The organism is Neobacillus vireti, assembly GCF_036962345.1.
Classification (GTDB): Bacteria; Bacillota; Bacilli; order Bacillales; family Cytobacillaceae; genus Neobacillus; species Neobacillus vireti_A.
This window is the reverse complement of the sequence record NZ_JBALNB010000010.1, coordinates 251,031-277,134: the sequence shown is the minus strand read 5'-3', so window position 1 is coordinate 277,134 and position 26,104 is coordinate 251,031. Positions and strand designations below refer to the sequence as shown.

General features: G+C 39.6%; 24 protein-coding genes, 1 pseudogene and 1 other annotated feature (1 of these 26 running past the window's edge). Of the genes and pseudogenes, 22 read left to right on the top strand and 3 right to left on the bottom strand.

What is annotated here, in order from left to right:
• From V7108_RS13570 to yajC, 14 genes and pseudogenes are all read left to right on the top strand, one after another.
• Window positions 1-504, top strand: a pseudogene (locus V7108_RS13570) (hypothetical protein); the annotation flags it as partial.
• Window positions 488-1,468, top strand: coding sequence for a phosphotransferase (locus V7108_RS13565; RefSeq protein ID WP_335568523.1), 981 nt, complete (start codon window positions 488-490; stop codon window positions 1,466-1,468). The pseudogene V7108_RS13570 and the gene V7108_RS13565, both read left to right, overlap by 17 nt.
• Window positions 1,469-1,570: 102 nt before the next feature.
• On the top strand, window positions 1,571-2,269 hold the full coding sequence (locus tag V7108_RS13560; RefSeq protein WP_335568522.1) for a YhcN/YlaJ family sporulation lipoprotein: 699 nt from the start codon (window positions 1,571-1,573) through the stop codon (window positions 2,267-2,269).
• Window positions 2,270-2,400: 131 nt separating this feature from the next.
• The gene (locus V7108_RS13555) at window positions 2,401-2,952 is read left to right on the top strand and encodes an intercompartmental signaling factor BofC (RefSeq protein WP_335568521.1); all 552 of its coding nucleotides are present in this window, start codon (window positions 2,401-2,403) and stop codon (window positions 2,950-2,952) included.
• A 473-nt stretch (window positions 2,953-3,425) separates the two neighbouring features.
• The gene (locus V7108_RS13550; protein WP_335568520.1) at window positions 3,426-4,151 is read left to right on the top strand and encodes an SDR family NAD(P)-dependent oxidoreductase; all 726 of its coding nucleotides are present in this window, start codon (window positions 3,426-3,428) and stop codon (window positions 4,149-4,151) included.
• A complete protein-coding gene (locus V7108_RS13545; RefSeq protein ID WP_335568519.1) occupies window positions 4,151-5,179 on the top strand; it encodes an S-adenosylmethionine:tRNA ribosyltransferase-isomerase in 1,029 nt (342 codons plus the stop codon). Before V7108_RS13550 ends, V7108_RS13545 begins: the two co-directional genes overlap by 1 nt.
• A 14-nt stretch (window positions 5,180-5,193) precedes the next feature.
• The gene (locus V7108_RS13540) at window positions 5,194-5,556 is read left to right on the top strand and encodes a VOC family protein (RefSeq protein WP_335568518.1); all 363 of its coding nucleotides are present in this window, start codon (window positions 5,194-5,196) and stop codon (window positions 5,554-5,556) included.
• 314 nt (window positions 5,557-5,870) lie between these two features.
• On the top strand, window positions 5,871-6,980 hold the full coding sequence (locus tag V7108_RS13535) for a GAF domain-containing sensor histidine kinase (RefSeq protein ID WP_335568517.1): 1,110 nt from the start codon (window positions 5,871-5,873) through the stop codon (window positions 6,978-6,980).
• Between the two features lie 11 nt (window positions 6,981-6,991).
• The gene (locus V7108_RS13530) at window positions 6,992-7,630 is read left to right on the top strand and encodes a response regulator transcription factor (RefSeq protein ID WP_335511790.1); all 639 of its coding nucleotides are present in this window, start codon (window positions 6,992-6,994) and stop codon (window positions 7,628-7,630) included.
• Window positions 7,631-7,765: 135 nt separating this feature from the next.
• Window positions 7,766-8,377 carry a Holliday junction branch migration protein RuvA gene (ruvA, locus tag V7108_RS13525; protein WP_335568516.1) on the top strand — a complete coding sequence of 204 codons (612 nt, stop codon included), beginning with the start codon at window positions 7,766-7,768 and terminating at the stop codon, window positions 8,375-8,377.
• Window positions 8,378-8,388: 11 nt separating this feature from the next.
• On the top strand, window positions 8,389-9,390 hold the full coding sequence (gene ruvB, locus V7108_RS13520) for a Holliday junction branch migration DNA helicase RuvB (RefSeq protein ID WP_335568515.1): 1,002 nt from the start codon (window positions 8,389-8,391) through the stop codon (window positions 9,388-9,390).
• Between the two features lie 24 nt (window positions 9,391-9,414).
• Window positions 9,415-10,443, top strand: a complete 1,029-nt coding sequence (queA, locus tag V7108_RS13515; protein ID WP_335568514.1) for a tRNA preQ1(34) S-adenosylmethionine ribosyltransferase-isomerase QueA — start codon at window positions 9,415-9,417, stop codon at window positions 10,441-10,443.
• 50 nt (window positions 10,444-10,493) lie between these two features.
• Entirely contained in the window at window positions 10,494-11,633 is a 1,140-nt protein-coding gene (gene tgt / locus V7108_RS13510) for a tRNA guanosine(34) transglycosylase Tgt (RefSeq protein ID WP_335511798.1), read from the top strand.
• 28 nt (window positions 11,634-11,661) lie between these two features.
• Window positions 11,662-11,961 carry a preprotein translocase subunit YajC gene (yajC, locus tag V7108_RS13505; protein ID WP_335511800.1) on the top strand — a complete coding sequence of 100 codons (300 nt, stop codon included), beginning with the start codon at window positions 11,662-11,664 and terminating at the stop codon, window positions 11,959-11,961.
• A 39-nt stretch (window positions 11,962-12,000) separates the two neighbouring features.
• On the opposite strand, the gene V7108_RS13500 is transcribed toward yajC, so the two are convergent.
• Window positions 12,001-12,393: a TIGR04086 family membrane protein gene (locus V7108_RS13500; protein WP_335511802.1), complete on the bottom strand. Its 393-nt coding sequence runs from the start codon at window positions 12,391-12,393 to the stop codon at window positions 12,001-12,003.
• Between the two features lie 192 nt (window positions 12,394-12,585).
• Between V7108_RS13500 and V7108_RS13495 the strand changes: the two genes are divergently transcribed.
• Entirely contained in the window at window positions 12,586-13,248 is a 663-nt protein-coding gene (locus V7108_RS13495) for a DUF421 domain-containing protein (RefSeq protein ID WP_335568513.1), read from the top strand.
• Between the two features lie 35 nt (window positions 13,249-13,283).
• On the opposite strand, the gene spoVB is transcribed toward V7108_RS13495, so the two are convergent.
• Window positions 13,284-14,834, bottom strand: a complete 1,551-nt coding sequence (gene spoVB, locus V7108_RS13490) for a stage V sporulation protein B (protein WP_335568512.1) — start codon at window positions 14,832-14,834, stop codon at window positions 13,284-13,286.
• 323 nt (window positions 14,835-15,157) lie between these two features.
• On the opposite strand from spoVB, the gene V7108_RS13485 reads away from it, so the two are divergent.
• The 6 genes from V7108_RS13485 (at window position 15,158) to dtd (ending at window position 23,709) form a co-directional block, all read left to right on the top strand.
• The gene (locus tag V7108_RS13485) at window positions 15,158-15,454 is read left to right on the top strand and encodes a post-transcriptional regulator (protein ID WP_335511917.1); all 297 of its coding nucleotides are present in this window, start codon (window positions 15,158-15,160) and stop codon (window positions 15,452-15,454) included.
• A gap of 132 nt (window positions 15,455-15,586) precedes the next feature.
• Complete coding sequence (gene secDF, locus V7108_RS13480; protein ID WP_335568511.1) at window positions 15,587-17,851, top strand: protein translocase subunit SecDF; 2,265 nt, start codon at window positions 15,587-15,589, stop codon at window positions 17,849-17,851.
• Between the two features lie 110 nt (window positions 17,852-17,961).
• A complete protein-coding gene (gene recJ / locus V7108_RS13475; protein ID WP_335568510.1) occupies window positions 17,962-20,316 on the top strand; it encodes a single-stranded-DNA-specific exonuclease RecJ in 2,355 nt (784 codons plus the stop codon).
• Window positions 20,316-20,828, top strand: coding sequence for an adenine phosphoribosyltransferase (locus tag V7108_RS13470; protein ID WP_335568509.1), 513 nt, complete (start codon window positions 20,316-20,318; stop codon window positions 20,826-20,828). The genes recJ and V7108_RS13470 overlap by 1 nt, the downstream gene beginning before the upstream one ends.
• 227 nt (window positions 20,829-21,055) lie before the next feature.
• Window positions 21,056-23,251 (top strand): RelA/SpoT family protein, encoded by a 2,196-nt coding sequence (locus V7108_RS13465; RefSeq protein ID WP_335511925.1) that lies wholly within the window; start codon window positions 21,056-21,058, stop codon window positions 23,249-23,251.
• A gap of 14 nt (window positions 23,252-23,265) precedes the next feature.
• On the top strand, window positions 23,266-23,709 hold the full coding sequence (dtd, locus tag V7108_RS13460; RefSeq protein ID WP_335511927.1) for a D-aminoacyl-tRNA deacylase: 444 nt from the start codon (window positions 23,266-23,268) through the stop codon (window positions 23,707-23,709).
• A gap of 82 nt (window positions 23,710-23,791) precedes the next feature.
• Here the strand turns inward: dtd and V7108_RS13455 are convergent, their stop codons facing one another.
• Complete coding sequence (locus V7108_RS13455) at window positions 23,792-25,531, bottom strand: SH3 domain-containing protein (RefSeq protein ID WP_335568508.1); 1,740 nt, start codon at window positions 25,529-25,531, stop codon at window positions 23,792-23,794.
• Window positions 25,532-25,686: 155 nt separating this feature from the next.
• Between V7108_RS13455 and V7108_RS13450 the strand changes: the two genes are divergently transcribed.
• Window positions 25,687-25,863: a hypothetical protein gene (locus tag V7108_RS13450; RefSeq protein ID WP_165903056.1), complete on the top strand. Its 177-nt coding sequence runs from the start codon at window positions 25,687-25,689 to the stop codon at window positions 25,861-25,863.
• A gap of 56 nt (window positions 25,864-25,919) precedes the next feature.
• Window positions 25,920-26,104, top strand: a binding site (T-box leader); it runs 56 nt beyond the window's last position.

Sequence of the window (26,104 nt, the reverse complement as noted above, 5' to 3'; positions counted from 1 at the left end):
TCGGTCAGCCAGGAATGGGAGGTCCAATGGGTCAGGCTTCGGTCAGCCAGGAATGGGAGGTCCAATGGGTCAGGCTTCGGTCAGCCAGGAATGGGTGGTCCAATGGGGGCAGGCTTCGGTCAACCGGGAATGGGAGGACCATATGGTCAAATGCCATTCGGTTATCCACAAATGGGTTCAGCCCCACAGGTAATGGGAAGGGAAGATTTTGAATTACCAGATATGGGAATGCCTTTTGCCGGTGAACAAATGCCAGCAATGCAACAGCCATATCCTGCCCAGGGAGGCATACCGGCTGGGTCAGGTGGTGACTGTGGCTGTGGCGGTCCACAACCAGCAGCCATTCCGCAGCAGAACTTTGTTCCGCCCACGCCTCCAATATATAGTGCACCATACACAGGACCAGTAAATGCAGCGCAGCCTCCGTTCATGAACCCTTATGGAATGGGACCGATGGATGGAATGATGCGATACGAAGATGAAAGCAATGAGTATGACTTTTAATCAAAAAGGAGACGATGATTACTTCATTCGTCTCCTCTCTTATTTACGCTCGCAATTTAGTGAAAAAATCCTCGAAATGGTGCCCTATCGAAAAAGTGTTATTTTAATAAGAACAGTGAAAAACACTTATATGCTAAAAGGATTTCATACCAATAAACGACTTCGCCTCCAAGAGGCCTTTACTTCTACACTTAGAAAGGAAGGATTTACAAAAACCTATCTATTTGTTCAGCCGCAATTAAAAGAGACATTATTCTTTGAGGGAACGTACTTTGGGTGTATGGAATATATTCCCCCAAATAAAATACCTTTTTCCTTTAAATCTCAAAAAAACCGGCAGGAGGGGCTTGAACTCTTAGAACAGTTCCATCAATTCACCTCGTCCTTTGAGTCACGTTATCGAACGTTAATTCCAAAAGGTGTAATTATTGAAAAATGGAAAGACAGAGGGAAGATGTTTTCCTCCAATATTTCATTTTTAAAGTATTTTATTAATGACAAAATCTTAGCAGAGCTTCTGGATTGGGCAAACTGGTCATTAAGCGGAATGGAAAAAGATCGGTCCCTTTTTATCGATGAACCATTTTGCATACTCCATGGCGATGTTGCTCATCATAATTTTTTACGTGATTCAAAAGGAACTTTGCATCTTATTGATTTTGATTTAATTAGTATTGGTCCCCAATCGTTGGATTATTTACAGTATGCAAATCGAATTCTTCCCAGTTTGGATTGGTCATACGATCGGCTGGAACGTTTTTCACAATTCAATGAATTATTAAAAGAGAAAGCATTTCTATATGCACTGGCTTTTCCTGCAGATATTTTTCGGGAATGGAACAGATTAATTCGTGAAGGATCCTATCGAGAGCAGCATAAATATAAACAGGTAATGGACTTAACCATTGGTCAGTTTTCTTCGCGAAAAAATTTTATTGATACCTTAAAAAAGATGACGAAATGATTCATATGGTCCTTTCTGGAAGAATGATATCCCCCCAAAGCTCACAACCTAACCATGAGCATATTTTCTAATGCTCATGATCCTAGCGAGGGGGTTTTTCGCTTGAACTTGAAACAGTGGATGATTCCCCTGTCAGCCTTATTCGCTTTTGGGCTGTCAGGTTGTGCAAATGATGACCGTGCTGCTATGGATAAAGATCACAAAAATATGGGTCAGCCTGTTGGTTACTATTCCGATGAAAACCATAAAAATGGATCAAATGGCATGCCTGGGGACAATGATGGTCTGTTCACAGAGATGATGGACCATAATCTTGGCGTTGAAAACCAAGCAAATAATGATGAGCGAAGAAAGCAGTTTAGTAATAGAGATGAAAATGGAAATCCACCCAACCCGTCAAAACCGCTCGCAAAACATGACAAAAATTTCTTTCAACGGGATAATAAGTTCAGTACGAGTGATGCCAATTATCATGGTCATTTAAATCAAAGACTAGGGAATACAGGTACCACTACAAATCCTGAACATCAAGATAAAGCAACAGAAAGAATTAAAAGTAAGGTAGCAGACGTTGAGAATGTTCAACAAGTCCGCTCTGTTGTTTATGGAAACTCTATTATGGTTTCCGTAAAATTAACTGATGGTAATAGAGCGGAGGAAACAAGAAGAGCCATTCAAGAAGCCGTTAGGCCATTAGCAGCTGGGAGATCCGTGCAAGTTATCTTTGATGATGGAACTCTTGGGCGTGATCGGAACAGAAACAATGATTCCCAGCTATTAGAACCAAATAGCCGAAAATAATATGTAAAAAGAGGCAAGGCTGAAAACGGCTTGCCTCTTTTGATTTTTTTAAAATAGGATAAAAAGGGAAAAAAAGGCTAAACTAGTAATGAAAATGAATTAGATCTCGAAAAACTAAGAGGTGATTATGCATGAGGTTCAATTGGGTAACAAAATATCGGCTTGGTTTAGCCCTTGTTGCGGTTGTTCTCATCATGTCTTTCGTAAAGGTGCCTGGCATTATGTACAATGGCTCCGCCGAACAAATGGAAAACCATCAAGATCAGCAGAAATCGGAACCTCAGCAATTGACCATTATTTTGGAAAGAGTCTATCTTGATGGAGAAATAAGCGAGGAAGTCGTCCTTGATTCTTATTGGTCAATTGAAAACTTTTGGGCCAAGTATGACCAATGGCAGTTAGTGGACATGGATGAATCAACGATGGTTTTTAGAAAACAAGAGGATGATATTTCACCGTTACTTAAGGCAAATGGCTATTTTGGGCTTAGTGAGGATGGGGTATTGACCATATTTAATGGACGCCCTGACCGTTCGCGAATCATCCAATCTTTTTTTCAAATAGATGTGAAAAAGCTTGAAAGTAATAAGCAAGAAGAACTTCTCCAAGGTATCCCCATTAAAACAAAAGATCGTTATGTAGAGGTTTTAGAAACCTTTAAACCATATTCGAAGCAGGAATAAGCAAGGTGAGAAGATTTGTTTCCCTTAATGGGAGATTTCACGGGATGAAGGGAGCCAAAGAGAGTTTTTGATTCCCTATGCCGGTATATACTACCGATCAAGGGAAACAAAGATGGTTTTTGATTCCCATTAACCTGAATTTCACGAATAAAGGGAAACAAACACATCAAAATAGTATTTAATTTTGGGGCCACTTGAATTTTTTTCATGAGGCCCATACTTTTATATGGGGAGTTTCGGGCTTCATGAACCAATCATGAGTCCCGTACTTTTTATATGGGTAGTTTTCGGGCTTCATGAATCAATCATGAGGCCCGTACTTTTTATACGGGTAGTTTTCGGGCTTCATGAATTTCAACCAATTTTTCTCATCCTAAAGTTGTAGATAAAGTTCAAGCTTTTTTCGGAGGGAGGAATTTCCAAAATCCTTTAAGCTAAAGACATCAAGTTAAACACTTAAAGGAGCGATAAAAATGATAAATAAAAAAGTAGTCATGATTACAGGCGCATCAAAAGGGTTAGGAAGGGCATTAACTCTAGCATTCGCAAAAGAAGGAGCGAGCCTTGCCATTTGTGCTAGAACTCCTAAAGGTATACTAGAAGTAAAAGAAGAAGCCGAAGCATTAGGTGCTAAGGTGCTGGCTGTTACAGCAGACATTTCCCTTACTAGAGATGTAGAACGGTTTGTAGCCATGACAGAAGAGGAGTTTGGTCAAATTGATATTCTCATCAATAACGCTTCCATTTTAGGACCAAGTCCCATGCCGTTATTGCTCGATTATCCGGAAGACGACTTTGCTGAAGTCTTACGAGTCAATTCAATGTCAACATTCCTTGTAACCAGAAGAGTCATCCCAGGAATGCTGCAGCGCAATCAAGGCTCAATCATCAATGTGACCTCAGAAGCGGGGAATGTGGGCTATGCAGGCTGGGGCGCTTACGGGATCTCTAAATTTGCTGTTGAAGGTCTCACGGAAACATGGGCAGATGAACTAAGCTCAACCAATGTTCGTGTTAACATGGTCGACCCTGGAGAAATGGATACCGACATGCACCGCCTAGCTGTTCCTGACTGTGATTACTCACTCGCAAAACCGGAGGATGTCGTCCATGTGTTCCTATATTTAGCTTCAGAGAAATCAATTGGAATTACCGGTCAGCGCTTTGAAGCACAAGAGTTTACAGGGGAGGGATTATGATGGTTTCTACTGCATTTGATTTCTATTTACCGTCTAAGTTAAATGCTTCACACCCGCCTGAGAGGAGGGGAGTAAGAAGAGACCATGTTAAGATGATGGTTCTAGACAAAAAAACAGGTTCTGTCAGTCATGACCAATTCTTTCGCCTTGGTGATTATTTAAAGCAGGGGGACTTGGTTGTTATGAACAACAGCCGAACCGTACCTGCAATCCTGCAAGCCAGTTTATTAAGGGATTCAAAACTAGTACAACAAAGGGTTGAAATTCGGCTAGCAAGACGACGTAATGAGGAGATTTGGGATGTGCTGATTGTGACAGATGAAGTAAGATTGGGTGACATCCTCCAATTTTCGTCAGACCTTACTGCAGTTGTCATTGACATGAAAGCAAACTCACCACTTAAAACCATGATTTTTTCAAAAAAAGGAACAGAGCTTTTTAATACTATTTATGCGCTTGGTGAACCTGTTCGTTATGAATATATCCATGACAAATGGGGTTTGGATTATTATCAAACCGTGTTCGCCAGCCATCCTGGTTCCGTTGAAATGCCGTCAGCGGGCAGAGCTCTCAGCTGGGAATTGTTATTCAATCTCCAGCGGAAAGGGATCGAGCTTGATTTTATACAGCTTCATACGGGGTTAAGCTACCTTCTCGATGATGAATTGGAAACATCACCAACTGACAATTACGAAGAATACCATCTTTCCGAAATAACAATTGAAAAGATTCGTAAGGCAAAAGCAGCGGGTGGAAGGGTAATTGCAGTTGGGACAACGGTGGTGAGAGCCCTTGAGAGTGCTGGCATATCTGGTGCTTTAAGTGGAGTGACAAATCTATATATTAATCAATGTTTTCAACTAAAAATGGTTGACGGGATTATTACTGGGTTTCATGAACCAAAAGCGAGCCACCTCGATATGCTCACTGCATTTATTCCGCAAGAGTTATTATGGAGTGCCTATGAGGAAGCCATTGAACAGCAATACCTTTGGCATGAGTTTGGCGATATGAATTTAATTTTATAAAGGGGAAAACTATCATGCGTTTTCATCATTTTGCGATTGAAGTAAAGGATATGGAAACATCAATCGCTTTCTATCAAAAGTTTATTGGTCTCCGGGAAGAGGGAAGATTGTCACTCAATGATGAAGAGATTGTATTTCTAGCAAATCATGATTTTAGGCTTGAACTGATAGCAGGAGGACAAAAGCCTAATTCTCATGGTGTTCACATATGTTTTGAAGTAGACAGATTCCACGAGCTAATCAATACTTTTCACGAAAATGGTATCTATGCTATAGAGGGCCCATTCAAACTGAAAAATGGCTGGGAAACCGTTTTTTATCAAGGTCCAGATGGTGAATTGATAGAATTTTTACAACCTAGGATCCAATCAAATTAGAGTTTCCTTCTTTCGGTTTCCAGGCAGAATCCATATGTTTCTGCCCTAAATTACATTCCTTCAGAATTATGGGAACAATCCAACCAAGATTCTGCCCGTAATCCGACTCCGGCTGAATTACGGTAAGAATCCAACCAAGATTCTGCCCCTAATCTCAATCCCTGCTGAATTACGGGAAGAATCCCACCTCTGCTTTTAATCAAAAGGTAAAACCTACTTTAAAAAAATTTAAGATACCTCGTTTTATTAATTGAAATGAAAGGGTGCTAACGAATATGATTTAATCAACAGATACAAAATCGGGAGAGTGTTACATGGCCAGATATGAAGAAATCGGTATTTTAAAAGAAATAGCCGAATTATTGAATGAGGGGACAGATTCAAAAACCGTTTTAGAAGGGGTGTTAAAGAAACTCCTGCATTTAACCGGGCTGCAGACTGGCTGGATATTTTTAATTGACGAACAGGGTGACCATCAGCTGGCAGCAAACGTATCGCTGCCAGAACCATTAGCACATAACAATAACCTTCGAATGTGCACAGGTGATTGCTGGTGTGTAAGCCGCTATAACAACGGGAAATTGAACAAAGCAGTAAACATAATCGAATGTCAGCGAATCGAGAACGTCCTCCTTGAAAAAGCAGGCGATACTGCCGGTCTGACCCATCATGCTACCGTCCCATTAAGAGCTGGGAATGAGAAATTTGGACTATTAAATGTCGGCTCACCTTATAAAACCCATTTTGAAAAAGATGAACTTGCTCTGCTCGAGGCTGTCGCCTTTCAAATCGGCACTGCCCTTAAACGAATTAAATTAACACAGAGGGAACAGGAGACCGCGCTGATATCCGAACGGAATCGACTCGCTAGGGATTTGCATGATTCTGTGAATCAATTACTTTTTTCCTTAAGTCTGACAGCTAGGGCAGGCAGAGAAATGACGGATAACGAAGAAGTGAAACAAACTTTCTCCTATATTCAGGATCTTGCACAGGATGCACTTGGGGAAATGCGGGCGCTGATATGGCAGCTTAAACCGCAGGGACTTGAAAATGGCATTATTAGTGCCTTAACGGGCTATGCGGAAATGCTGGGTTTAACGTTGGAGGCTAAATTATCTGGAATCTCAAGCTTTCCAGAAAAAGTGGAGGAAGCTCTTTGGAGAATAGGACAGGAAGCGCTTGGAAATTGCAAAAAACATTCCCAAACCGCACATGTTACCTTATTTTTAAATAGAAGCAGGGATTTCGTCACAATGACTATTCAAGATGATGGCTGTGGCTTCTACTATGATGAAAAGCTGGAACTACCATCGTTTGGATTGAAAAATATGAAACTACGAACAGAGGCCTTAAATGGGACATTTTTATTAACGAGTGAACCAGGAAAAGGAACAGAGATTGAGATACAGATTCCAATTTAGGGGGAGAAACAATGGGGATTCGAATTTTGATAGCAGATGATCATCATGTGGTTAGACGGGGGCTGGCATTTTTTCTAAAAACACAACGTGATATTGAAATTATCGGAGAAGCAGCAAATGGCAAGGAAGCGGTTGAACAGGCACGTAGATTGAAACCTGACCTTATTCTGATGGACCTTGTTATGCCGGAGATGGATGGAATTCAGGCGACAAAACTGATAAAAAGTGAACTGCCGGAAATAAAAATTATGATGTTAACCAGCTTTTCTGATCAGGATCATGTCATACCTGCATTAGAGGCGGGTGCGTCCGGATATCAGTTGAAAGACATTGAGCCGGATGAACTAATTATAAGTATTAAAAAGATTATGGCTGGTGAAAATCAGCTTCATCCGAAAGCTACCTCGCATCTGCTAGCTAATTTATCCAACAAAAAAGAGGAAGGTAATTTACTTTCCGAGTTAACGAAAAGAGAATTGGATGTTCTCAAAGAAATAGCTAAAGGAAAAAGTAATAAGGAAATTGCCTCATCGCTATTTATAACAGAAAAAACTGTAAAAACACACGTTTCCAACTTATTGTCAAAGCTAGAATTACAAGACCGTACCCAGGCTGCACTTTATGCAGTAAAGAACCAGCTCGTGGAATAACCAGCGGCCTCACACTTGGCCGCTATTTTATTTCACTGAATATTTTTATTCTTCCTTAACCCAGCGTTCTTTTACAAATCCATTAAAATTATGTGGTAGAATGGAGTACATGAAACGCTGAGGGAGAGAAAGCGATTGTACGAATTTATTAAAGGAACCGTTGAGTTTGTTGGTCCTGAGTATCTAGTGATAGAAAATAATGGTATAGGCTATCAAATTTCAACGCCGAATCCGTTTATTTATTCTGGTAAAATAAATACTATTGTTACTGTCTATACATATCATTATGTTCGCGAAGACCTAATGGCGTTATACGGTTTTGAATCACGAGAAGAAAAAAAGCTTTTTACAAAATTGTTGAATGTTTCTGGGATTGGGCCGAAAGGGGCACTGGCGATTTTGGCTTCTGGTGAAGTACAGCAAGTTGTTTCTGCTATCGAAAATGAAGATGAAAGCTTCCTTGTAAAATTCCCAGGAGTCGGAAAAAAGACAGCAAGACAAATGATTCTAGACTTAAAAGGAAAATTGCAGGATGTTGTTCCTGATTATTTCCCTAATCTATTTAATGCGGATACGTTCACAGCCGCAGCAAAGTCAACCAATCATGCATTTGAAGAGGCAGTACTTGCCTTAAAAGCACTTGGCTATTCTGACAAAGAAGTGAAGAAGATTTCATCTGAGTTAAAGAAAGAGCAGTTATCAACCGACCAATATATTAAAAAAGCCCTGCAGCGGCTATTAAAATAAGGTGATTATTCATGGATGAGAGAATTATTTCTAGTGAAGCAAACCAGAACGAAATCTCCTTAGAGCAAAGCCTCCGGCCGCAAACGTTAAAACAATATATTGGCCAGGATCAAGTGAAAAAAAGTCTTGAGATTTTCATTGAGGCTGCAAAACTCCGTAAGGAAACATTAGATCATGTACTTCTTTATGGGCCTCCTGGATTAGGAAAGACAACGCTGGCTGTCATTATTGCCAATGAAATGGGTGTGAATATTCGAACAACCTCTGGCCCCGCAATTGAACGGCCTGGTGATTTGGCTGCGATCCTTACAGCCCTCGAACCCGGTGACGTGTTGTTTATCGACGAAATTCACCGTCTTCCAAGGCAGATTGAAGAGGTTCTTTATCCGGCGATGGAGGATTTTTGCCTCGATATCGTCATTGGCAAAGGTCCAAGTGCTCGGTCTGTAAGACTTGATTTGCCGCCGTTTACACTTGTGGGTGCAACCACTAGGGCTGGCTCCTTATCAGCTCCACTTCGCGATCGATTTGGAGTTTTGAGCAGACTCGAGTATTATAAGGAAGACCAACTAAAAAATATTGTACTAAGAACATCAGATTTATTTGAAACAAAAATAGATGACCAGTCGGCTGCCGAGATTGCAAGAAGAGCGCGGGGAACCCCTCGAATTGCCAACCGTTTACTACGCAGGGTAAGGGACTTTGCCCAAGTGAAAGGAAATGGGGAAATCGATTTGGCATTGGCGAGGAAGTCTTTAGAGCTCCTGCAGGTAGACAAACTGGGGCTTGACCATATCGACCATAAGCTCCTAAAGGGAATTATTGAAAGATTCCGTGGTGGTCCTGTTGGTTTAGATACAATTGCAGCCTCTATCGGAGAAGAGTCTGAAACCATTGAAGATGTATATGAACCGTATTTACTGCAAATTGGCTTTTTGCAGCGAACACCTAGAGGAAGAATGGTAACGGAATCAGTCTATCACCATTTTGGTATGGAGCCGCCAAAACAGTAATTTTAATAAGTAGGGATGTTTTATATGAAGGTAGATTTATTTGATTTTCATTTGCCTGAAGAGTTAATTGCTCAAGTTCCGCTTCAAAACCGGACAGATAGCAGGTTAATGGTTGTTAATAAGGAAACAGGCGAACTTAAGCATGAAATTTTTAAAAATATTGGTGAATACTTGCGTGAAGGAGATTGCCTCGTATTAAACGATACGAAGGTACTCCCAGCACGCCTTTTTGGTGTAAAAAAGGATACCGGCGCAAAAATTGAAGTATTACTTTTAAAACAGCTTGAAGGTGATCACTGGGAAACACTTGTAAAGCCTGCTAAGCGTGTCAAAGAGGGAACAGAAATTGATTTTGGTGACGGATTGCTTACGGCTGTTTGTACAGGTACCTCTGAACATGGCGGAAGAGTATTGGAGTTCAATTATGAGGGTATTTTTTATGAGATTCTAGATCAGCTTGGTGAGATGCCCTTACCGCCTTATATAAAAGAACAGCTTGATGACAGAGATCGATATCAAACTGTGTTTGCGCGTGAACCTGGTTCAGCTGCTGCTCCAACAGCAGGACTTCATTTTACGGAAGAGCTGTTAAATGAAGTGAGAGAAAAAGGTGTTCACGTTGCATTTATTACCCTTCATGTTGGGCTCGGTACTTTCAGGCCTGTAAGTGTTGAGGATGTGCTCGAACATGATATGCATGCGGAATTTTATATGCTTACCGAAGGGACTGCAAGGTTGTTAAATGAAGTGCGGAAAAATGGCGGCAGAATTATTACGGTGGGGACCACATCAACCCGAACGCTTGAAACTATCGCTTCCGAAAACAATGGCAGCTTCACGGCAAGCAGTGGATGGACCAATATCTTTATTTATCCAGGGTATCAATTTAAGGCGATCGATGGCATGATTACTAATTTTCACTTGCCAAAATCAACGTTGATTATGCTCGTTAGTGCGCTGGCAGGAAGAGAACATATCTTGCATGCATACAATACTGCGGTAAACGAACGCTATCGCTTTTTCAGCTTTGGCGACGCCATGCTGATTATTTAGGTGAACGAGGTTAATCATTTTGATTAACCCGAAAGGAAGGAGAAAAATATTTGACTGCGATTCGATATGAATTTATTAAAACCTGTAAGCAAACGGGTGCCCGCTTAGGAAGAGTACATACACCTCATGGTTCCTTTGATACACCTGCATTTATGCCAGTAGGAACGCTTGCAACAGTAAAAACTATGTCTCCCGAAGATTTAAAAGAAATGGGTGCAGGCATTATCTTAAGCAACACCTACCATTTATGGCTTCGTCCTGGAAATGAGATTATCAGGGAAGCTGGCGGTCTTCATAAGTTTATGAATTGGGACCGGGCGATTTTAACCGACTCTGGCGGTTTCCAGGTTTTCAGTTTGAGTGAGTTCCGTAAAATAGAAGAAGAAGGCGTTCATTTCCGTAATCATATGAGTGGTGAGAAACTATTTCTATCACCAGAAAAAGCAATGGAAATTCAAAATGACCTTGGTTCCGATATTATGATGGCATTTGATGAATGTCCGCCATATCCAGCAACATATGAATACATGCAAAAATCAGTAGAGAGAACTTCTCGCTGGGCTGAGCGCTGTTTGAATGCTCATCAAAGACCTAATGATCAAGGACTATTTGGAATTGTTCAAGGTGGAGAGTACGAAGAACTTCGTAAGCAAAGTGCAAAAGACCTTGTGTCACTTGATTTTCCTGGTTATGCAGTAGGTGGTCTATCTGTTGGTGAGCCTAAGGATATCATGAATAGAGTGCTTGAATTTACGACTCCGCTGCTGCCGGCAAATAAGCCAAGATACCTTATGGGTGTTGGTTCACCGGATTCCTTGATTGATGGGGCAATACGCGGGATTGATATGTTTGATTGTGTCCTGCCAACCCGAATTGCCAGGAATGGTACATTGATGACAAGTACTGGACGTTTGGTGGTAAAGAATGCTAAATTTGCGAAAGATTTTGGACCGCTGGACCCTGATTGTGATTGCTATACTTGCCGTAACTATAGCAGGGCATACATTCGTCACTTAATTAAATGCGATGAAACCTTCGGAATTCGATTAACATCTTATCATAATCTATATTTTCTGTTAAGATTAATGGAGAAAGTCAGACAAGCAATCCGAGAGGATAGGCTTGGTGATTTCCGCGAAGAGTTTTTTGAACGTTATGGTTTTAATAAACCGAACGCGAAAAATTTCTAATAGATACTATTTGAAAGGAGGGAACAACATGCAAGGACTTGGTTCAATCATTCCATTAATTCTAATGTTTGTATTATTTTATTTCCTACTGATTCGTCCACAGCAAAAACGTACAAAAGCTGTACAACAAATGCAAAACGAATTGAAAAAAGGTGATAAAATTGTCACGATCGGCGGTTTACATGGCTTTATCGATTCAATCGATGAAAATAAAGCTGTGATTAAATGTGGAGACGGAAGCCGTCTTACATTTGACAGAAATGCGATTCGTGAAGTAACAGAATCAGCAAAAACATCAACAACTGCAGAAGTTTCATTAGATAAGTAGAACGCACAAAAGGAAGCCAATTAACTGGCTTCCTTTTATTTATGCTGTCCTTGAATTATTAGTTGAAATATTTACCCCTAGAATTCCACCCATCATCGCGATTAACGTATAGCAAACGTGGTAGATTACTTGCTCTGCATCAAAAAGGCGGTCGTAGCCTAGGTATTGGGATAAAAATACAATCAGGCTATAAATCAGGCCTGTTAAACCACCTATCAGCCACCCTTTCTGCTTGCGTTTACCGCCAGACAAAAATCCTCCTCCAAATACCCCGATAAACGATAGAGCTGTTACAACATATTGAAGTGAAACTTCTCGAACTGAGGTAAAGTTAAGAATTAAGGCAAATATGGCGCTACTGACGATGGCAAATAAGAAAATAAAAATTAACCCGTACAAAATAGCTGTACCAAAGCTTTTTGATTCGATCATACTCTCCCCCTTACGTTATTTATCTTTGTGTTGTAAATCTTAGATAAACAGATTCTTACCTAGTACAAGCATATTCCCGGCTTTTTAAAATAGAATAAAAACTTCTTATTTTTAATGGGATAATATTCCTTAAATGATTAAGCCGAAAAAGCGAACAATAACCTAGAGTGCTAAACAAAGGGGCGGACAGTTGTGGAACAATACTTAACGGTTATTTTCCGAACAATACTTTTTTACGTACTTATCCTGATCATTTTTCGCTTAATGGGAAAACGTGAAATAGGAGAGTTAAGTATTCTCGATCTTGTCGTTTTTATCATGATTGGTGAGTTAGCCATAATTGCGATTGAAAATCCTAAACAATCAATTACGACCACTTCCCTCTCCATGATTTTATTAATGTTTATCCAGATAGTCATGGCAAAAGTATCGTTAAAAAGCAAAAGATTTCGTGATTTTGTAGATGGGAAACCCACCATTATTATTAACAAAGGAAAAATTGATGAAGATGCGATGAGAAAGCAGCGCTACAACTTTGATGATTTATTGACACAATTAAGAGAAAAGGATATCCGCAGTATAGGTGATGTGGAGTTTGCCATCTTAGAATCCTCAGGAAGCCTTTCTGTGATCGAAAAAAAGTATAACAAAGATGGACAGCCCCAAGAAGGGGATATTACCATTCCCTTAATTATTGATGGGAAGATTGAGGAAGAAAATTTAAAGCGGATCGACAAAACAAATTTTTGGCTGCGCCGGGAATTACAAAAAATGGGTTATCAAGATGTTCGAAAAATATCATTTTGCAGCTATGAAAATGGAAAGTTCTTTGTAGACATTATAGACGAAAGGTAAGAAGACACGTTCCTAAGGAGTGTCTTCTTATCTGTTTAAACCGGTATGATATTACGGATAATCGGAATTCTTCTCAGTTCTTCTTTTTTAATTAAGCCAGCAAGAATGAGCAGAAAAATATATACGAACGACATGCCGCTAGCAGCAGATAGAACTCTGATTACTAGATGTTCGCCTAACAGGATGTGATTGAATAACCAGTAACCGATCCAAGCGGAGATACCCATAACAATGGCACCCTTCAGGTAATCCCTTATATAAAAACTAAATGAAATCTTCTTCAATACAGTCGCAAAGTGAAGAACAGTTACTAATACAAAGCCTACGATAATGCCTAAGGCAACTCCTGTTATTCCAAATGAAGGCTGTGAGGCAAGTAAGAAGATTACAGCTGTTTTTACAACCGCACCAATTAAACTATTAATCATAGCAGCTCTAGCTAGATTTAATGCCTGCAATACTGCCTGCAGCGGACCCTGATAATAATAAAATAAAAAGAAAGGGGCCATTATTCGAATAAAATAAGATCCTTTTGTCGAGCCATACATAAGCTGCATGAGTGGATCGGCTAGAACATATAGGACGATAACCGATAATCCTCCCGTTAAAAAGGCAAAACGCAGCGCCTGCTGCAAACGATGTTCAATCAATTGATTGTTCTTTTGTGAATTCGCTTCGCTTATGGCAGGGACAAGGGAAGTGGCTAACGAATAAGTAATAAATGAAGGCAGTAATAATAATGGCATGGCAAAACCAGTTAATGAACCGTATTGTTTCGTTGCTTCAACCGCAACAACTCCAGCAATTGCTAAACTGTGGGCAACAACAATCGGTTCAAAGAACCAAGCGACAGACCCAATCATTCTGCTGCCCATTGTTGGCAGGGCAATTTCCATTAACTCCTTAAATGTTTTCTTTCCTGAATGAACAAATTGAAAGAAATTCTTTCGAAGTTTAAATCTTTTCTTTAATTTAAACGCGGTCATGAGATAGACTAAAGAAACTACTTCCCCAACGATGGCTGCGACCATTGCAGCCGCCGCGGCATATTCAATTCCATATGGAAGAAAAGCTTTTGTCATGACAGCAATCAGGGTAATTCTAACAAGCTGTTCTAAGATCTGCGATACAGCAGATGGTCTCATATTTTGTCTGCCTTGGAAATAGCCTCTCAAGACAGAGGAGACGGCAATGACTGGGACAACTGGCGCGATTGCGATTAACGGATAATACGTTCTTGGGTCAGTAAAGAGAGTGGTAGATAGTATAGGTGCTAATAGAATTAACGCTGGGGTAAAAATGAGTGATAAGGAAATCGTGATAGCTAGTGAAACAACAAGAATTTTTTTTATTTCTTGATGATTTCCCTTTGCCTCGGCCTCGGCGATATTCTTTGAAATCGCAACCGGGAGTCCCATTTGTGTTAAGGTTACCACAAGGATAAAAGTGGGAAAAGCCATCATGTAGAGGCCGACCCCTTCTTCACCAATACTTCGTGCTATGACAATTCTGTTAATAAAACCTAGTACTCTCGTTATTAATCCTGCAATTAACAGGATAAAAGTCCCTTTTAAAAACTTTGACATCCTACTTCCCACCTTCTCAAAAAAGAAGAATTCATATACAATTAATCTATATGCATAAGGGTGGACAAAGCATGACAAGGTGTTTTTTATTTAAGGCCCTTTTCTTAAACTTTGTGGCTTGATGGAACAATTTAATGTTTATGCTAAGTTTCCGCAGAAAATAGAATAATTCCAATAAGAAAAGAGACTGCAAACTAAATTCTAAAGTGCAAAATAACTATTTCCAGGTTAAAATCGGCTTTAAGATTTTAACAACAATCATTTCATAAACAGCCTATTTTAAAAACAATTGAGATGGACTTAAGTCTAGGGAGGCAGCTGCATTGGAGAAAAGCCACGCATACAATCATTTTCACACCCAGGTAAAGCCTGCATTAGTAAGCAAACTGGAGGAGTTTCGCTTGCTTGGCTATATTGATGTATCAGAAAGCAATCTTTGGGAATTTTTATTAAAAAAGAAATGGAAGAAGGTTAAAGAAGAAATAAGACTTTATGAGATTATCGATGATATACTCTCCGTTAAGGTCAGTGATTATATAAGCTTTACAACGATAGAAATGTATAAAAACAATGATTTTAAATTAGAAGATGAAAATGAATGGAAAGAGTTATTGAAATAAATAGTGATAACAACTTTCTTAGAATAAATTGACAGCATTTCTAAACTATTTCATAATAAAATCAACGTTTATTACTATATGGCATTTACATGGCAGTACTTTGGTTTAAGCCCTAAGGAGGAACATTACATAATGGTTAAGCGCAGTAGAATTATCGCTTTCCTGCTAGTTATATTACTAATAGGAAGTACAATGGGATTAACAACGAATGGTATATTAAAAGACATTAAGTTAGGATTAGACCTTCAGGGTGGTTTTGAAGTCCTGTATAAGGTTGAAACTGTAAAAAAAGGGGAGAAAGTAACCCAAGATACATTAGCAAGTACGGCTGAAGCGCTGACTAAGCGTATAGACGTCCTCGGTGTGAATGAACCGACTATACAAGTTGAGGGAGTAGATCGTGTTCGCGTTCAGCTTGCAGGGGTTACCGACCAAAATGAAGCACGGGATATTTTATCTACACAAGCAAACCTAACCTTCCGTGATGCCAATGACCGGATCATGATGGACGGAACCGACTTAGCTGAGAATGGCGCAAAACAAACTTTTGATGAGAATGGAGCACCTAGTGTTTCCTTAAAATTAAAAAGTGCAGAAAAATTCAAAAGTGTTACAGAAGAAATTGTAAGTATGGCACCAAACAATTTTTTAGTTATTTGGCTTGACTTCGAGGAAGGAAAAGATTCCTTTAAAACAGAAATCACAAAGGAAAATCCTAAATTTTTATCTGCACCAACTGTAAGAGAGGTATTTAATCAAAATACAGTTTCTATCACAGGAAACTTTACCGTGGAGGAAGCACAAGAATTATCTTCGCTCCTAAATGCCGGTGCCCTTCCTGTTAAACTAACTGAAGTATACTCTACCTCTGTCGGAGCCCAATTTGGTGAAGAAGCATTAAATGAAACGATCTTCGCAGGTATAATCGGTGTGGCTATTATCTTCTTATTCATGCTGTTTTACTATCGTTTCCCAGGTTTGATTGCTGTTATTACTTTGTCTGCCTATATTTATCTTGTGCTGTTAATATTTGATTGGATGAATGCCGTATTAACCTTGCCGGGAATCGCTGCTCTTATCCTCGGGGTGGGTATGGCTGTCGATGCGAACATCATCACCGCTGAACGGATTAGGGAAGAACTTAAGGTAGGCAAATCGGTAAAATCCGCATTTCAGGCAGGTAACAAAAATGCTTTTACATCCATCCTTGACGCTAACTTAACAACAATGTTAACTGCAGCTGTTCTGTTCTTTTACGGGACAAGCTCAATTAAAGGATTTGCCACCATGTTATTGGTGAGTATTCTGCTAAGCTTTATTACAGCTGTGTATGGATCACGTCTATTACTAGGTTTATGGGTAAATAGCGGTTTCTTAAATAAACGGATTGGCTGGTTTAGTGTGAAAAAATCAGCGGTTAAGGATATTAAAGAAAACTTTGATACAATTGATCTTCCAACAAGATGGGACAGGTTTGATTTTGTAAAATATAGAAAACTATTCTTTATGATTTCAGGCGCGCTTCTTGCTGTTGGATTAGTATTAATTCTTATATTCCGTCTGAACCTTTCCATCGACTTTTCAAGCGGTACACGGATTGATGTATCGTCAGATGCACCACTTACAACCGAACAGGTGGAAAGTGCATTTGCTAAACTTGATTTAGAAACAGAAGGTATTGTTATTTCTGGCGATAATAAAGACAGAGCCTCAACCAGATTAGTAGGGGTATTATCAAAAGACGAAATTGCTGAGTTAAAAGCGGAGTTTCATAAAGAATTTGGTGCTGATCCTAATGTAAGTACTGTTTCACCAACAGTCGGAAAAGAACTAGCGAAAAATGGTGTCGTCGCACTCATTATCGCTTCAATCGGAATTATTATCTATGTAACCATCCGATTTGAATTTGCCATGGCCGTTGCTGCTATTGCTTCCTTGTTACACGATGCATTTTTCATGTTTGCCTTCTTCAGTTTCACTAGACTGGAAGTGGACTTAACCTTTATTGCCGCTGTGTTAACAATTATTGGTTATTCAATTAATGATACCATTGTAACCTTCGACCGGATGCGCGAGAACTTGAATAAGAAAAAGCGCCTCAAGACCTTCGACGAAATTGCAGAGGTTGTCAATGTAAGTGTTCGACAAACATTAACACGCTCATTTAACACAGTGCTTACTGTAACATTTACTGTTGTTGCGTTGGTTATCTTTGGTAATGAATCGATTCAAAACTTCTCCATTGCTTTATTAGTAGGATTAATTTCTGGTGTATATTCTTCAGTCTTCATTGCGACAAACCTTTGGGTTGTTATAAAAGCAAAGGAATTGAAAAAGAAGGGTACCATTAAAACAGTAAAAGAAAAAAGAGTGTACTCTGATGAGCCGCAAGTTTAATCATAGAAAAGACCGCAGATTCTCCTGCGGTTTTTTTCTATTGGCAAAATATCCATGATTGAAAGCTCTAAATCACTCCTGTATAATAGTAAAGTCTGAGGGGTGAACGCATGTTAAAGTCGAAAACTAGATGGATTGTTCGTAAATCCGATCAGCAATTAATAAAAACTCTCGAAACTGAATTGAAAATAACGCCGCTTGTTGCGTCGATGCTTATCAACCGAGGAATGGATACCGTTGATTCAGCACGGTATTTTTTATTTGGGAAAGAACAATTCCACGATCCCTTTTTGTTAAAAGGTATGGATATAGCTGTAAATAGAATTCATAAAGCAATTGAAAATCAAGAACCTATCTTAATATTTGGAGATTACGATGCGGATGGTGTAAGCAGCACCACCGTGTTAATGGTTACCCTAAGAGAATTGGGTGCCAATGTCCAATTTTATATTCCAAATCGTTTCACGGAAGGATATGGACCGAATGAACCTGCCTTTCGCCGTGCAGCTGAATCAGGAATAAAGTTAATCATCACTGTAGACACAGGTATTTCTGCCGTAAATGAAGCAGCAATTGCGCATGAACTGGGTCTTGACTTAATTATTACCGATCACCATGAGCCAGGTCCGGTTTTACCTGAAGCACTGGCTATTATACATCCGAAACTGCCTGATAGTAGTTATCCATTTCGTGAGTTAGCTGGGGTAGGAGTGGCTTTTAAATTAGCCCATGCCTTATATGGGGAACTTCCCGAGCACTTATTAGAAATCGCCGTTATCGGTACGATTGCGGATTTAGTATCTTTGAAAGATGAAAATCGCCTGATTGTAAAAAAAGGTTTGGAGAAATTAAAAGTGACCTCCAACAAAGGGCTAAAAGCTATATTTAAGGTAGCAAGTGTTGATCCAAAAAATATTAACGAAGAAACCATAGGCTTCACTCTGGCGCCAAGAATTAATGCTGTTGGCAGATTAGGGGACGCCGATATGGCAGTTGAGCTATTATTGACAGATGATCACTTTGAAGCTGAAGCCTTAGCACAAGAAATGGATGAATTAAACAAGACTAGACAGTCCATTGTCAATTCTATTACTCAAGAAGCGATAGAAGAGGTTGAAAAAAATTATCCAATCGATTCGAACTCCGTATTGGTGATTGGGAAAGAAGGATGGAATGCCGGTGTCATTGGGATTGTTGCTTCTCGGTTAGTGGAAAGATTTTACCGGCCGACGATTGTTCTTAGTTTTGACAAAGAAAAAGGTCTGGCAAAGGGCTCTGCTCGCAGTATTACCGGGTTTGATTTGTTTAAAAACCTATCAACCTGTCGGGATATCCTGCCACATTTTGGAGGACATCCAATGGCAGCGGGGATGACCTTAGAATTAGACAATGTTTCAGAACTGCGACATAGATTAAATATTCTTGCGAATGAACAGTTAACAGATGATGACTTTGTTCCGATTACCTTACTTGATCATCAAATAAATATTGAAGAGATCAACTTAGCTTCTCTAGATGAATTACATTTACTTGCTCCATTCGGAATGGACAATCCTAAGCCGAAGGTCTTAATTCATGATGTTCAAATCTCCACAATTAGAAAGATAGGCTCGGAGCAAAATCATCTGAAAATAATGGTAAATGAGAATGGTGCGAACTTAGATGGAATTGGTTTTGGACTTGGGCAGTTAGTCGACCAAATTTCACCAGCATCAAAAATTTCGTTAATTGGTGAATTAGCCATCAATGAGTGGAATAATATTCGTAAACCACAAATTTTTATTCAGGATGTTGCAGTTGAGTCGTGGCAATTGTTTGATCACCGCGGTGACAAACGTATTCATTCACTATCTCAATCTATTCCTAAAGAAAATCGAAAATATGTTATTTTTAACAGGGACCAGCTTACTAAAATTGACCCTGCACTTTCGAGTGAGGCAATACTCATACAAGATGAAGCCGAGGCCAAAGCATTTGATTCTCATCAGGCAAATGTTGTTCTTGTTGACTTGCCGCCATCGAAAGACATTCTTTGCCACTTATTTAATGGAAAACCGCCAGCCCGTATTTATGCATATTTCTATAAAGAATCCAGCGATTTCTTTAGCACCATACCTACTAGGGACCATTTTAAATGGTTTTACGCCTTATTATTAAAAAGAGGCCCTATTGATTTAGGCCGTTATGGGGATGAAATTGCAAAGCAACGCGGCTGGTCGACAGAAACCGTCACTTTTATGTCAAAGGTGTTTTCTGAACTAGATTTTGTTACAATTAACAATGGATTTATTACATTGAATAAACAATCACAAAAGCGTGACCTTACTGATTCAATTACCTACCAAACCAAACATGCTCAGTATGCACTTGAAAGAGATTTATTATTTTCATCCTTTCAGCAATTAAAGAGCTGGTTTGACCAGGTTATAGAGGAATCAGTTACTATTGAGGAGGCAGTTAAGTAATGAACTTAGAGCAATTTATAGCAATCGTACCGGATTACCCAAAACCAGGTATTTCCTTCAAGGATATTACGCCGCTAATGAACAATGGCGCTGCGTACAAATATGCAACCGACCAGATTGTTGCTTATGCAAAGGATAAGCAAATTGATTTAATTGTTGGACCAGAGGCAAGAGGATTCATTATCGGCTGTCCTGTAGCCTATGCCCTTGGTATTGGTTTTGCACCGGTTCGTAAAGAAGGTAAACTTCCACGAGAAACTGTTAAAGTCAGCTACGGGTTAGAATATGGCAGTGATGTCCTAACCATTCATAAGGATGCCATTCAGCCGGGGCAGCGTGTTCTGATTACAGATGACCTGTTAGCAACAGGTGGAACGATTGAAGCAACAATCCAATTAGTTGAACAGCTTGGCGGTGTGGTTGCTGGAATTGCTTTTCTGATTGAATTATCCTACCTTGATGGCCGTAAGAAACTTGATGGCTACGACATCATGACATTGTTGAATTATTAATAATAATGAGGGCACTCGTGAAGGAGTGCTCTCTTGTTATAAGAAGAGAACGGTTCATGGTAGTAATTAGTTGTTTTTCGACACTTTTTTCTTAAAATACTGTAAAATAAATATCAATCCCTTTACATCTGATGTTTTTTTTTCGATAATAGGTACATTCATTAATAATTAGTAATAATATATCAACATTCAATTATAAAAAATGAGACGAAAAATAAGGTGATTTTATGGCGAACGATCAAGTGCTAACCGCCGAACAAGTCATCGACAAGACGCGGGCCTATTTAAACGAAGAGCATTGTGAATTTGTTCAGAAAGCATATGAATTCGCCAAACAATCTCATCGTGAACAATATAGAAAATCTGGGGAGCCTTACATTATTCATCCTATTCAAGTTGCTGGGATTCTGGCGGATTTGGAGATGGATCCTGCAACGGTCGCCGCCGGTTTTCTCCATGATGTTGTTGAAGACACCGATGTTACCTTAAAAGACATCGAAACTGAATTTAATGACGAAGTGGCCATGCTTGTCGACGGGGTTACGAAATTAGGAAAAATTAAATATAAATCACATGAGGAACAGCAGGCAGAAAACCACAGAAAAATGTTTGTGGCAATGGCTCAGGATATCCGCGTTATTTTGATTAAGCTTGCCGATCGTTTGCATAATATGAGGACGCTTAAACACCTTCCAGTTGAGAAGCAGCGCCGGATTTCAAATGAAACACTTGAAATCTTTGCTCCTCTGGCCCATCGCCTTGGTATTTCTAAGATTAAGTGGGAGTTGGAAGATACTGCATTAAGATATTTAAATCCACAGCAATATTACCGTATTGTGAACTTAATGAAAAAGAAGCGGGCGGAAAGGGAGCAATACTTAGTCGATGTAATGGACGAGGTCAGCAGCAGGATGAAGGAAGTGTCCATAAATGCTGAGCTTTCTGGAAGACCAAAACATATTTACAGCATTTATCGCAAAATGGTCCAGCAAAATAAACAATTTACTGAGATTTATGACCTGCTGGCAGTTCGAATTGTCGTGAATAGTATTAAGGATTGCTATGCAGTATTAGGAATTATTCATACATGCTGGAAGCCTATGCCTGGAAGGTTTAAAGACTATATTGCGATGCCAAAGCCTAATATGTATCAATCACTTCACACAACGGTTATTGGACCAAAGGGTGATCCACTAGAGGTTCAGATTCGGACATCTGAAATGCACCGAATTGCTGAATTCGGTATTGCTGCTCATTGGGCATATAAAGAAGGGAAAGCACTAAGTGATACTACTTCTTATGAACAAAAATTAACTTGGTTTAGAGAAATTCTTGAATTCCAAAATGACACGGCGAACGCAGAAGAGTTTATGGAATCATTAAAAATTGATCTATTCTCTGATATGGTTTTTGTTTTTACTCCAAAGGGAGATGTCATTGAATTACCGTCAGGTTCTGTTCCGATTGATTTTGCTTATCGAATTCACTCTGAAATCGGCAATAAAACGATTGGGGCAAAAGTGAACGGGAAAATGGTAACGCTGGATTATCGTCTCAAAACAGGTGACATTATCGAAATCCTTACATCCAAGCATTCTTATGGACCAAGTCAAGACTGGTTAAAGCTAGCTCAAACGTCTCAGGCTAAGAATAAGATTCGTGCATTCTTTAAGAAACAGCGCAGGGATGAAAACGTCGATAAGGGCAGGGAGCTTGTTGAAAAAGAAATCCGTGCCATGGAATTTGATTTAAAGGAAATCTTAACTGCTGATAACTTGAAAAAGGTAGCTGAAAAGTTTAATTTCGCCAATGAAGACGATATGTATGCTGCTGTCGGCTATAATGGGGTTACAGCACTACAAGTAGCCAATCGATTAACCGAAAAATGGCGGAAAAAGCGTGATCAGGAGCAATCCGCGACCATCACAAATGCAATTTCAGATATGAAGGCTTTCCCTTCAACAAAGAAAAGGGAATCGGGAGTTCGTGTTGCTGGAATTGATAATTTATTAATCCGCTTATCCCGATGCTGCAATCCAGTTCCAGGTGACGAAATCGTCGGCTTTATTACAAAGGGCCGCGGTGTATCGGTTCATCGGGCAGATTGTACCAATATTGATTCAAATGATGCGCAAGCAAGGTTAATTCCTGTTGAGTGGGAATCCTCTTTAAATGACCGAAAAGAGTATAATGTCGATATTGAGATAAGTGGTTATGATCGCCGCGGCTTACTGAATGAGGTTCTGCAGGCGGTAAATGAAACGAAAACAAATATTTCCGCTGTTTCTGGCAGATCTGACCGCAATAAAATGGCGACCATTATTATGTCGATTGCGATTCACAATGTTAGCCATTTGCAGAAGGTGGTAGAACGCATTAAACAGATCCCAGATATTTATTCGGTTCGCCGGATTATGAATTAAGGAGTTAAGGTAAAATGCGGGTTGTTGTACAGCGCAGTAAAAATGCAAAGGTGACTGTTAACGGAGAGATTACTGGTGAGATTTCTAAGGGCCTTGTTCTCCTGGTTGGCGTAACCCATGATGATAAAGAAGAGGATGCCGCTTTTTTAGCTGATAAAGTAGCAAATCTACGGATTTTTGAGGATGAAGCCGGTAAAATGAATTTATCTCTATTGGAGGTCGGCGGTGAAATCCTTTCTGTCTCTCAATTCACCTTGTATGGTGATTGCCGGAAAGGAAGAAGACCGAATTTCATGGAAGCAGCAAGGCCGGAACAGGCAAATCAACTATATGAAGTATTTAACAGTTTATTACGTGAAAAAGGTATCAAGGTTGAAACGGGAATCTTTGGAGCGATGATGGATGTTGAATTAATCAATGATGGTCCTGTTACACTAATCGTTGATAGTAAAGGTTAAAAAATGCTTGGCACTTACTAGCTGCCAAGCATTTTTTTATTTTGGCTGTATTCCTAATGTATATTGTTAAAACCTAAAGCTCTTATTTTTCTTTAAAATACGTTGCCAAGCCGTTGTATAACCCTGTTGCGACACTTTCTTGAAATTGACCGGAAGTAAGTGTCATTTCTTCTGCTGAATTACTGATATAGCCTAATTCCATAAGTACCGCTTGTCTTTTGTTTTCACGAACAACATGATAATCACCTGAGCGGATACCGCGGCTTTTTAATTTTGTTTGGGCATTGGTAGAGTAATAAACAGACTCAGCCAATTTTTTTTGATAAGAATGATAATAATAGGCTGTCATCCCGCGAATATTTCGATCTATGCTGCTATCATAATGCAGACTGATGAAGGCATCTGTCTGATGAACACTTGCCATTCTTACCCTTGAAGGAAGGGGAAGATAGGAATCACTGCTTCTTGTGAGAAATACATTTGCTCCCGCGGCTTTTAATTTATCCGACAATAGCTGGGCGGTTCTTAAGGTTAATTCTTTTTCAAGTGTGCCTCCTGTACCGGTCGCCCCAGTATCAATACCCCCATGGCCAGGGTCAATGACAATCGTTTTATATTTTAAATGGCCTTCTGCTCCTTGTTTATCAATCCCTGGTCCTGTTCCATTTGTGGAAACAATCCATCCCGCAATATATCCCGTCGTGCCATTTGGCAGAATGATTTCGTACCAATCGTTTGATAGGCTTTTAATGGGGAAGCTTTCGCCTTCATTTGCTCGCAGCAGGACATTTGATTGAACACTAGGATCTTTTCGAATATTGGTTCCATCATGTAAAATAGTAATCCTGCTATTTTTGGTAAGCGAGCTTGAGCTTTCTTTATCCTTATTGAAATACCAACCAGCTGCCCAGCCTATTTTTCCTGGTTGAAATTCAATTTTCACCCAGTTATTTACTTCGTCTAAAATGGTAAACTTCTGTCCTTTAGAAACGGAGCCTATTATTTCGGCGTTTAGGGAAGAACTGCTGCGAACACTAAGATTGCTTGCTGTAACAGTCCCAATACTTCCAGCATTCGTGTTGGAAGGCTGACTTTGATTACCCATTTGAACATAATCGGCACTTACCCATGCCTTTTGATCGCGATACTTAATCTCCAGCCAATTGTTCTTTTTTGAATAAATACTAACTGAAGTCCCTTTAGCCAGCTTTCCTATTACTGTTCCAGTGGCGGAAGGTTCTTTCCTCATATTCAATGTATCTGTAACAATCCCTGTCCCGATGGAAATACTTGTATCTTCCTCTTTCGAAGAATTACTAGTAGTAGTTTTAAAATCTATGTATTCTCGTGCAACCCAGCCTTCCCCAATTGATGAAGCAGATATCTTCAACCAATTTTCATTATCGTCTAGAACAGTAACAGCTTGTCCTTTCGATAAGTAGCCTATAATCCGGAAGCTGGTCCCTGGACCTGAACGCACTCTTAATTGATTGGTATTGGCTTGTGCAGCCGATTTTTTGTTAGATGTGGTAATCGTCGATCCATTAGCTGATTTTGTAACTACCCAATTGGCAACCCAGCCTGATTTCGAACCAGAAAGCTGAATTTGGATCCAATCTCCTTGTTCTTTGATTATCGTGAATTTTTCTCCCTTTTTTACTTGTTTCACCAGCTGATAGCTTAAGCTTGGGCCACTTCGAATATTCACAGTAGACTCAGCAATGGTAACAGAACCGGTTGCTGCCACACTTTTTTCTTGTGGAAGGAATACTGCAAAAAACAAGGTGAAACATATTACCAGAAGGTTAAATCTCTTTATCATCTATTCTCTCCCTTCACAATATCTTTCATTTTATCGTAAAAAGGGATGGAAATCATTCCTTTATTGTGAAAAAAACGGTTATTTTCTTTCGCATGTAAGTTTTTTAGCGAGATGGAAATAATAAAACAATAGAAGAAGATGATGGGGTGATGGGATTGAGATCGAGCGACAAAGGAAATAGCATTCAATCAATGGATAGCAGGCTTTTTGGTGTAGACTTTCATGATTTTATTCAAAGTGAACAGCATAATACTACTTTTGAGCTTGCCTCCGAATTTGGACTAACGATCGGTGATGTAAGAAAGTTGAAAAAACATTTGGAAAGATCCTAAATCCTTCTTGACAATGGATTCAATGCTCCGTAATATAATATAAATACAATACATGCATAGAACCAGTGATGGAGCATAGTAATTAAGGTAAAACATGAAAAGAGAGGAAATGCCTTAGGCTGAAAGCATTTCTGCATGATTCTTAATGAATGAACACTCCGTAGGCTTCTCTCTGAAAAGGAACTAACGTTGCCCTAGTAGGAGAAGAACGTGAGCAGGCGTTAACTGTAAAAGAGGTTGG

Excerpts from the sequence above, each read along its gene's own strand:
- V7108_RS13565 (WP_335568523.1), top strand. The coding sequence starts at position 488 with ATGAGTATGACTTTTAATCAAAAAGGAGACGATGATTACTTCATTCGT.
- queA (WP_335568514.1), top strand. The coding sequence starts at position 9,415 with ATGAAGGTAGATTTATTTGATTTTCATTTGCCTGAAGAGTTAATTGCT.
- V7108_RS13540 (WP_335568518.1), top strand. The coding sequence starts at position 5,194 with ATGCGTTTTCATCATTTTGCGATTGAAGTAAAGGATATGGAAACATCA.
- V7108_RS13545 (WP_335568519.1), top strand. The coding sequence starts at position 4,151 with ATGGTTTCTACTGCATTTGATTTCTATTTACCGTCTAAGTTAAATGCT.
- V7108_RS13500 (WP_335511802.1), bottom strand. The coding sequence starts at position 12,393 with ATGATCGAATCAAAAAGCTTTGGTACAGCTATTTTGTACGGGTTAATT.
- yajC (WP_335511800.1), top strand. The coding sequence starts at position 11,662 with ATGCAAGGACTTGGTTCAATCATTCCATTAATTCTAATGTTTGTATTA.
- recJ (WP_335568510.1), top strand. The coding sequence starts at position 17,962 with ATGTTAAAGTCGAAAACTAGATGGATTGTTCGTAAATCCGATCAGCAA.
- V7108_RS13470 (WP_335568509.1), top strand. The coding sequence starts at position 20,316 with ATGAACTTAGAGCAATTTATAGCAATCGTACCGGATTACCCAAAACCA.
- dtd (WP_335511927.1), top strand. The coding sequence starts at position 23,266 with ATGCGGGTTGTTGTACAGCGCAGTAAAAATGCAAAGGTGACTGTTAAC.
- V7108_RS13535 (WP_335568517.1), top strand. The coding sequence starts at position 5,871 with ATGGCCAGATATGAAGAAATCGGTATTTTAAAAGAAATAGCCGAATTA.
- V7108_RS13465 (WP_335511925.1), top strand. The coding sequence starts at position 21,056 with ATGGCGAACGATCAAGTGCTAACCGCCGAACAAGTCATCGACAAGACG.
- ruvB (WP_335568515.1), top strand. The coding sequence starts at position 8,389 with ATGGATGAGAGAATTATTTCTAGTGAAGCAAACCAGAACGAAATCTCC.
- V7108_RS13550 (WP_335568520.1), top strand. The coding sequence starts at position 3,426 with ATGATAAATAAAAAAGTAGTCATGATTACAGGCGCATCAAAAGGGTTA.
- V7108_RS13555 (WP_335568521.1), top strand. The coding sequence starts at position 2,401 with ATGAGGTTCAATTGGGTAACAAAATATCGGCTTGGTTTAGCCCTTGTT.
- spoVB (WP_335568512.1), bottom strand. The coding sequence starts at position 14,834 with ATGTCAAAGTTTTTAAAAGGGACTTTTATCCTGTTAATTGCAGGATTA.
- V7108_RS13455 (WP_335568508.1), bottom strand. The coding sequence starts at position 25,531 with ATGATAAAGAGATTTAACCTTCTGGTAATATGTTTCACCTTGTTTTTT.
- V7108_RS13530 (WP_335511790.1), top strand. The coding sequence starts at position 6,992 with ATGGGGATTCGAATTTTGATAGCAGATGATCATCATGTGGTTAGACGG.
- secDF (WP_335568511.1), top strand. The coding sequence starts at position 15,587 with ATGGTTAAGCGCAGTAGAATTATCGCTTTCCTGCTAGTTATATTACTA.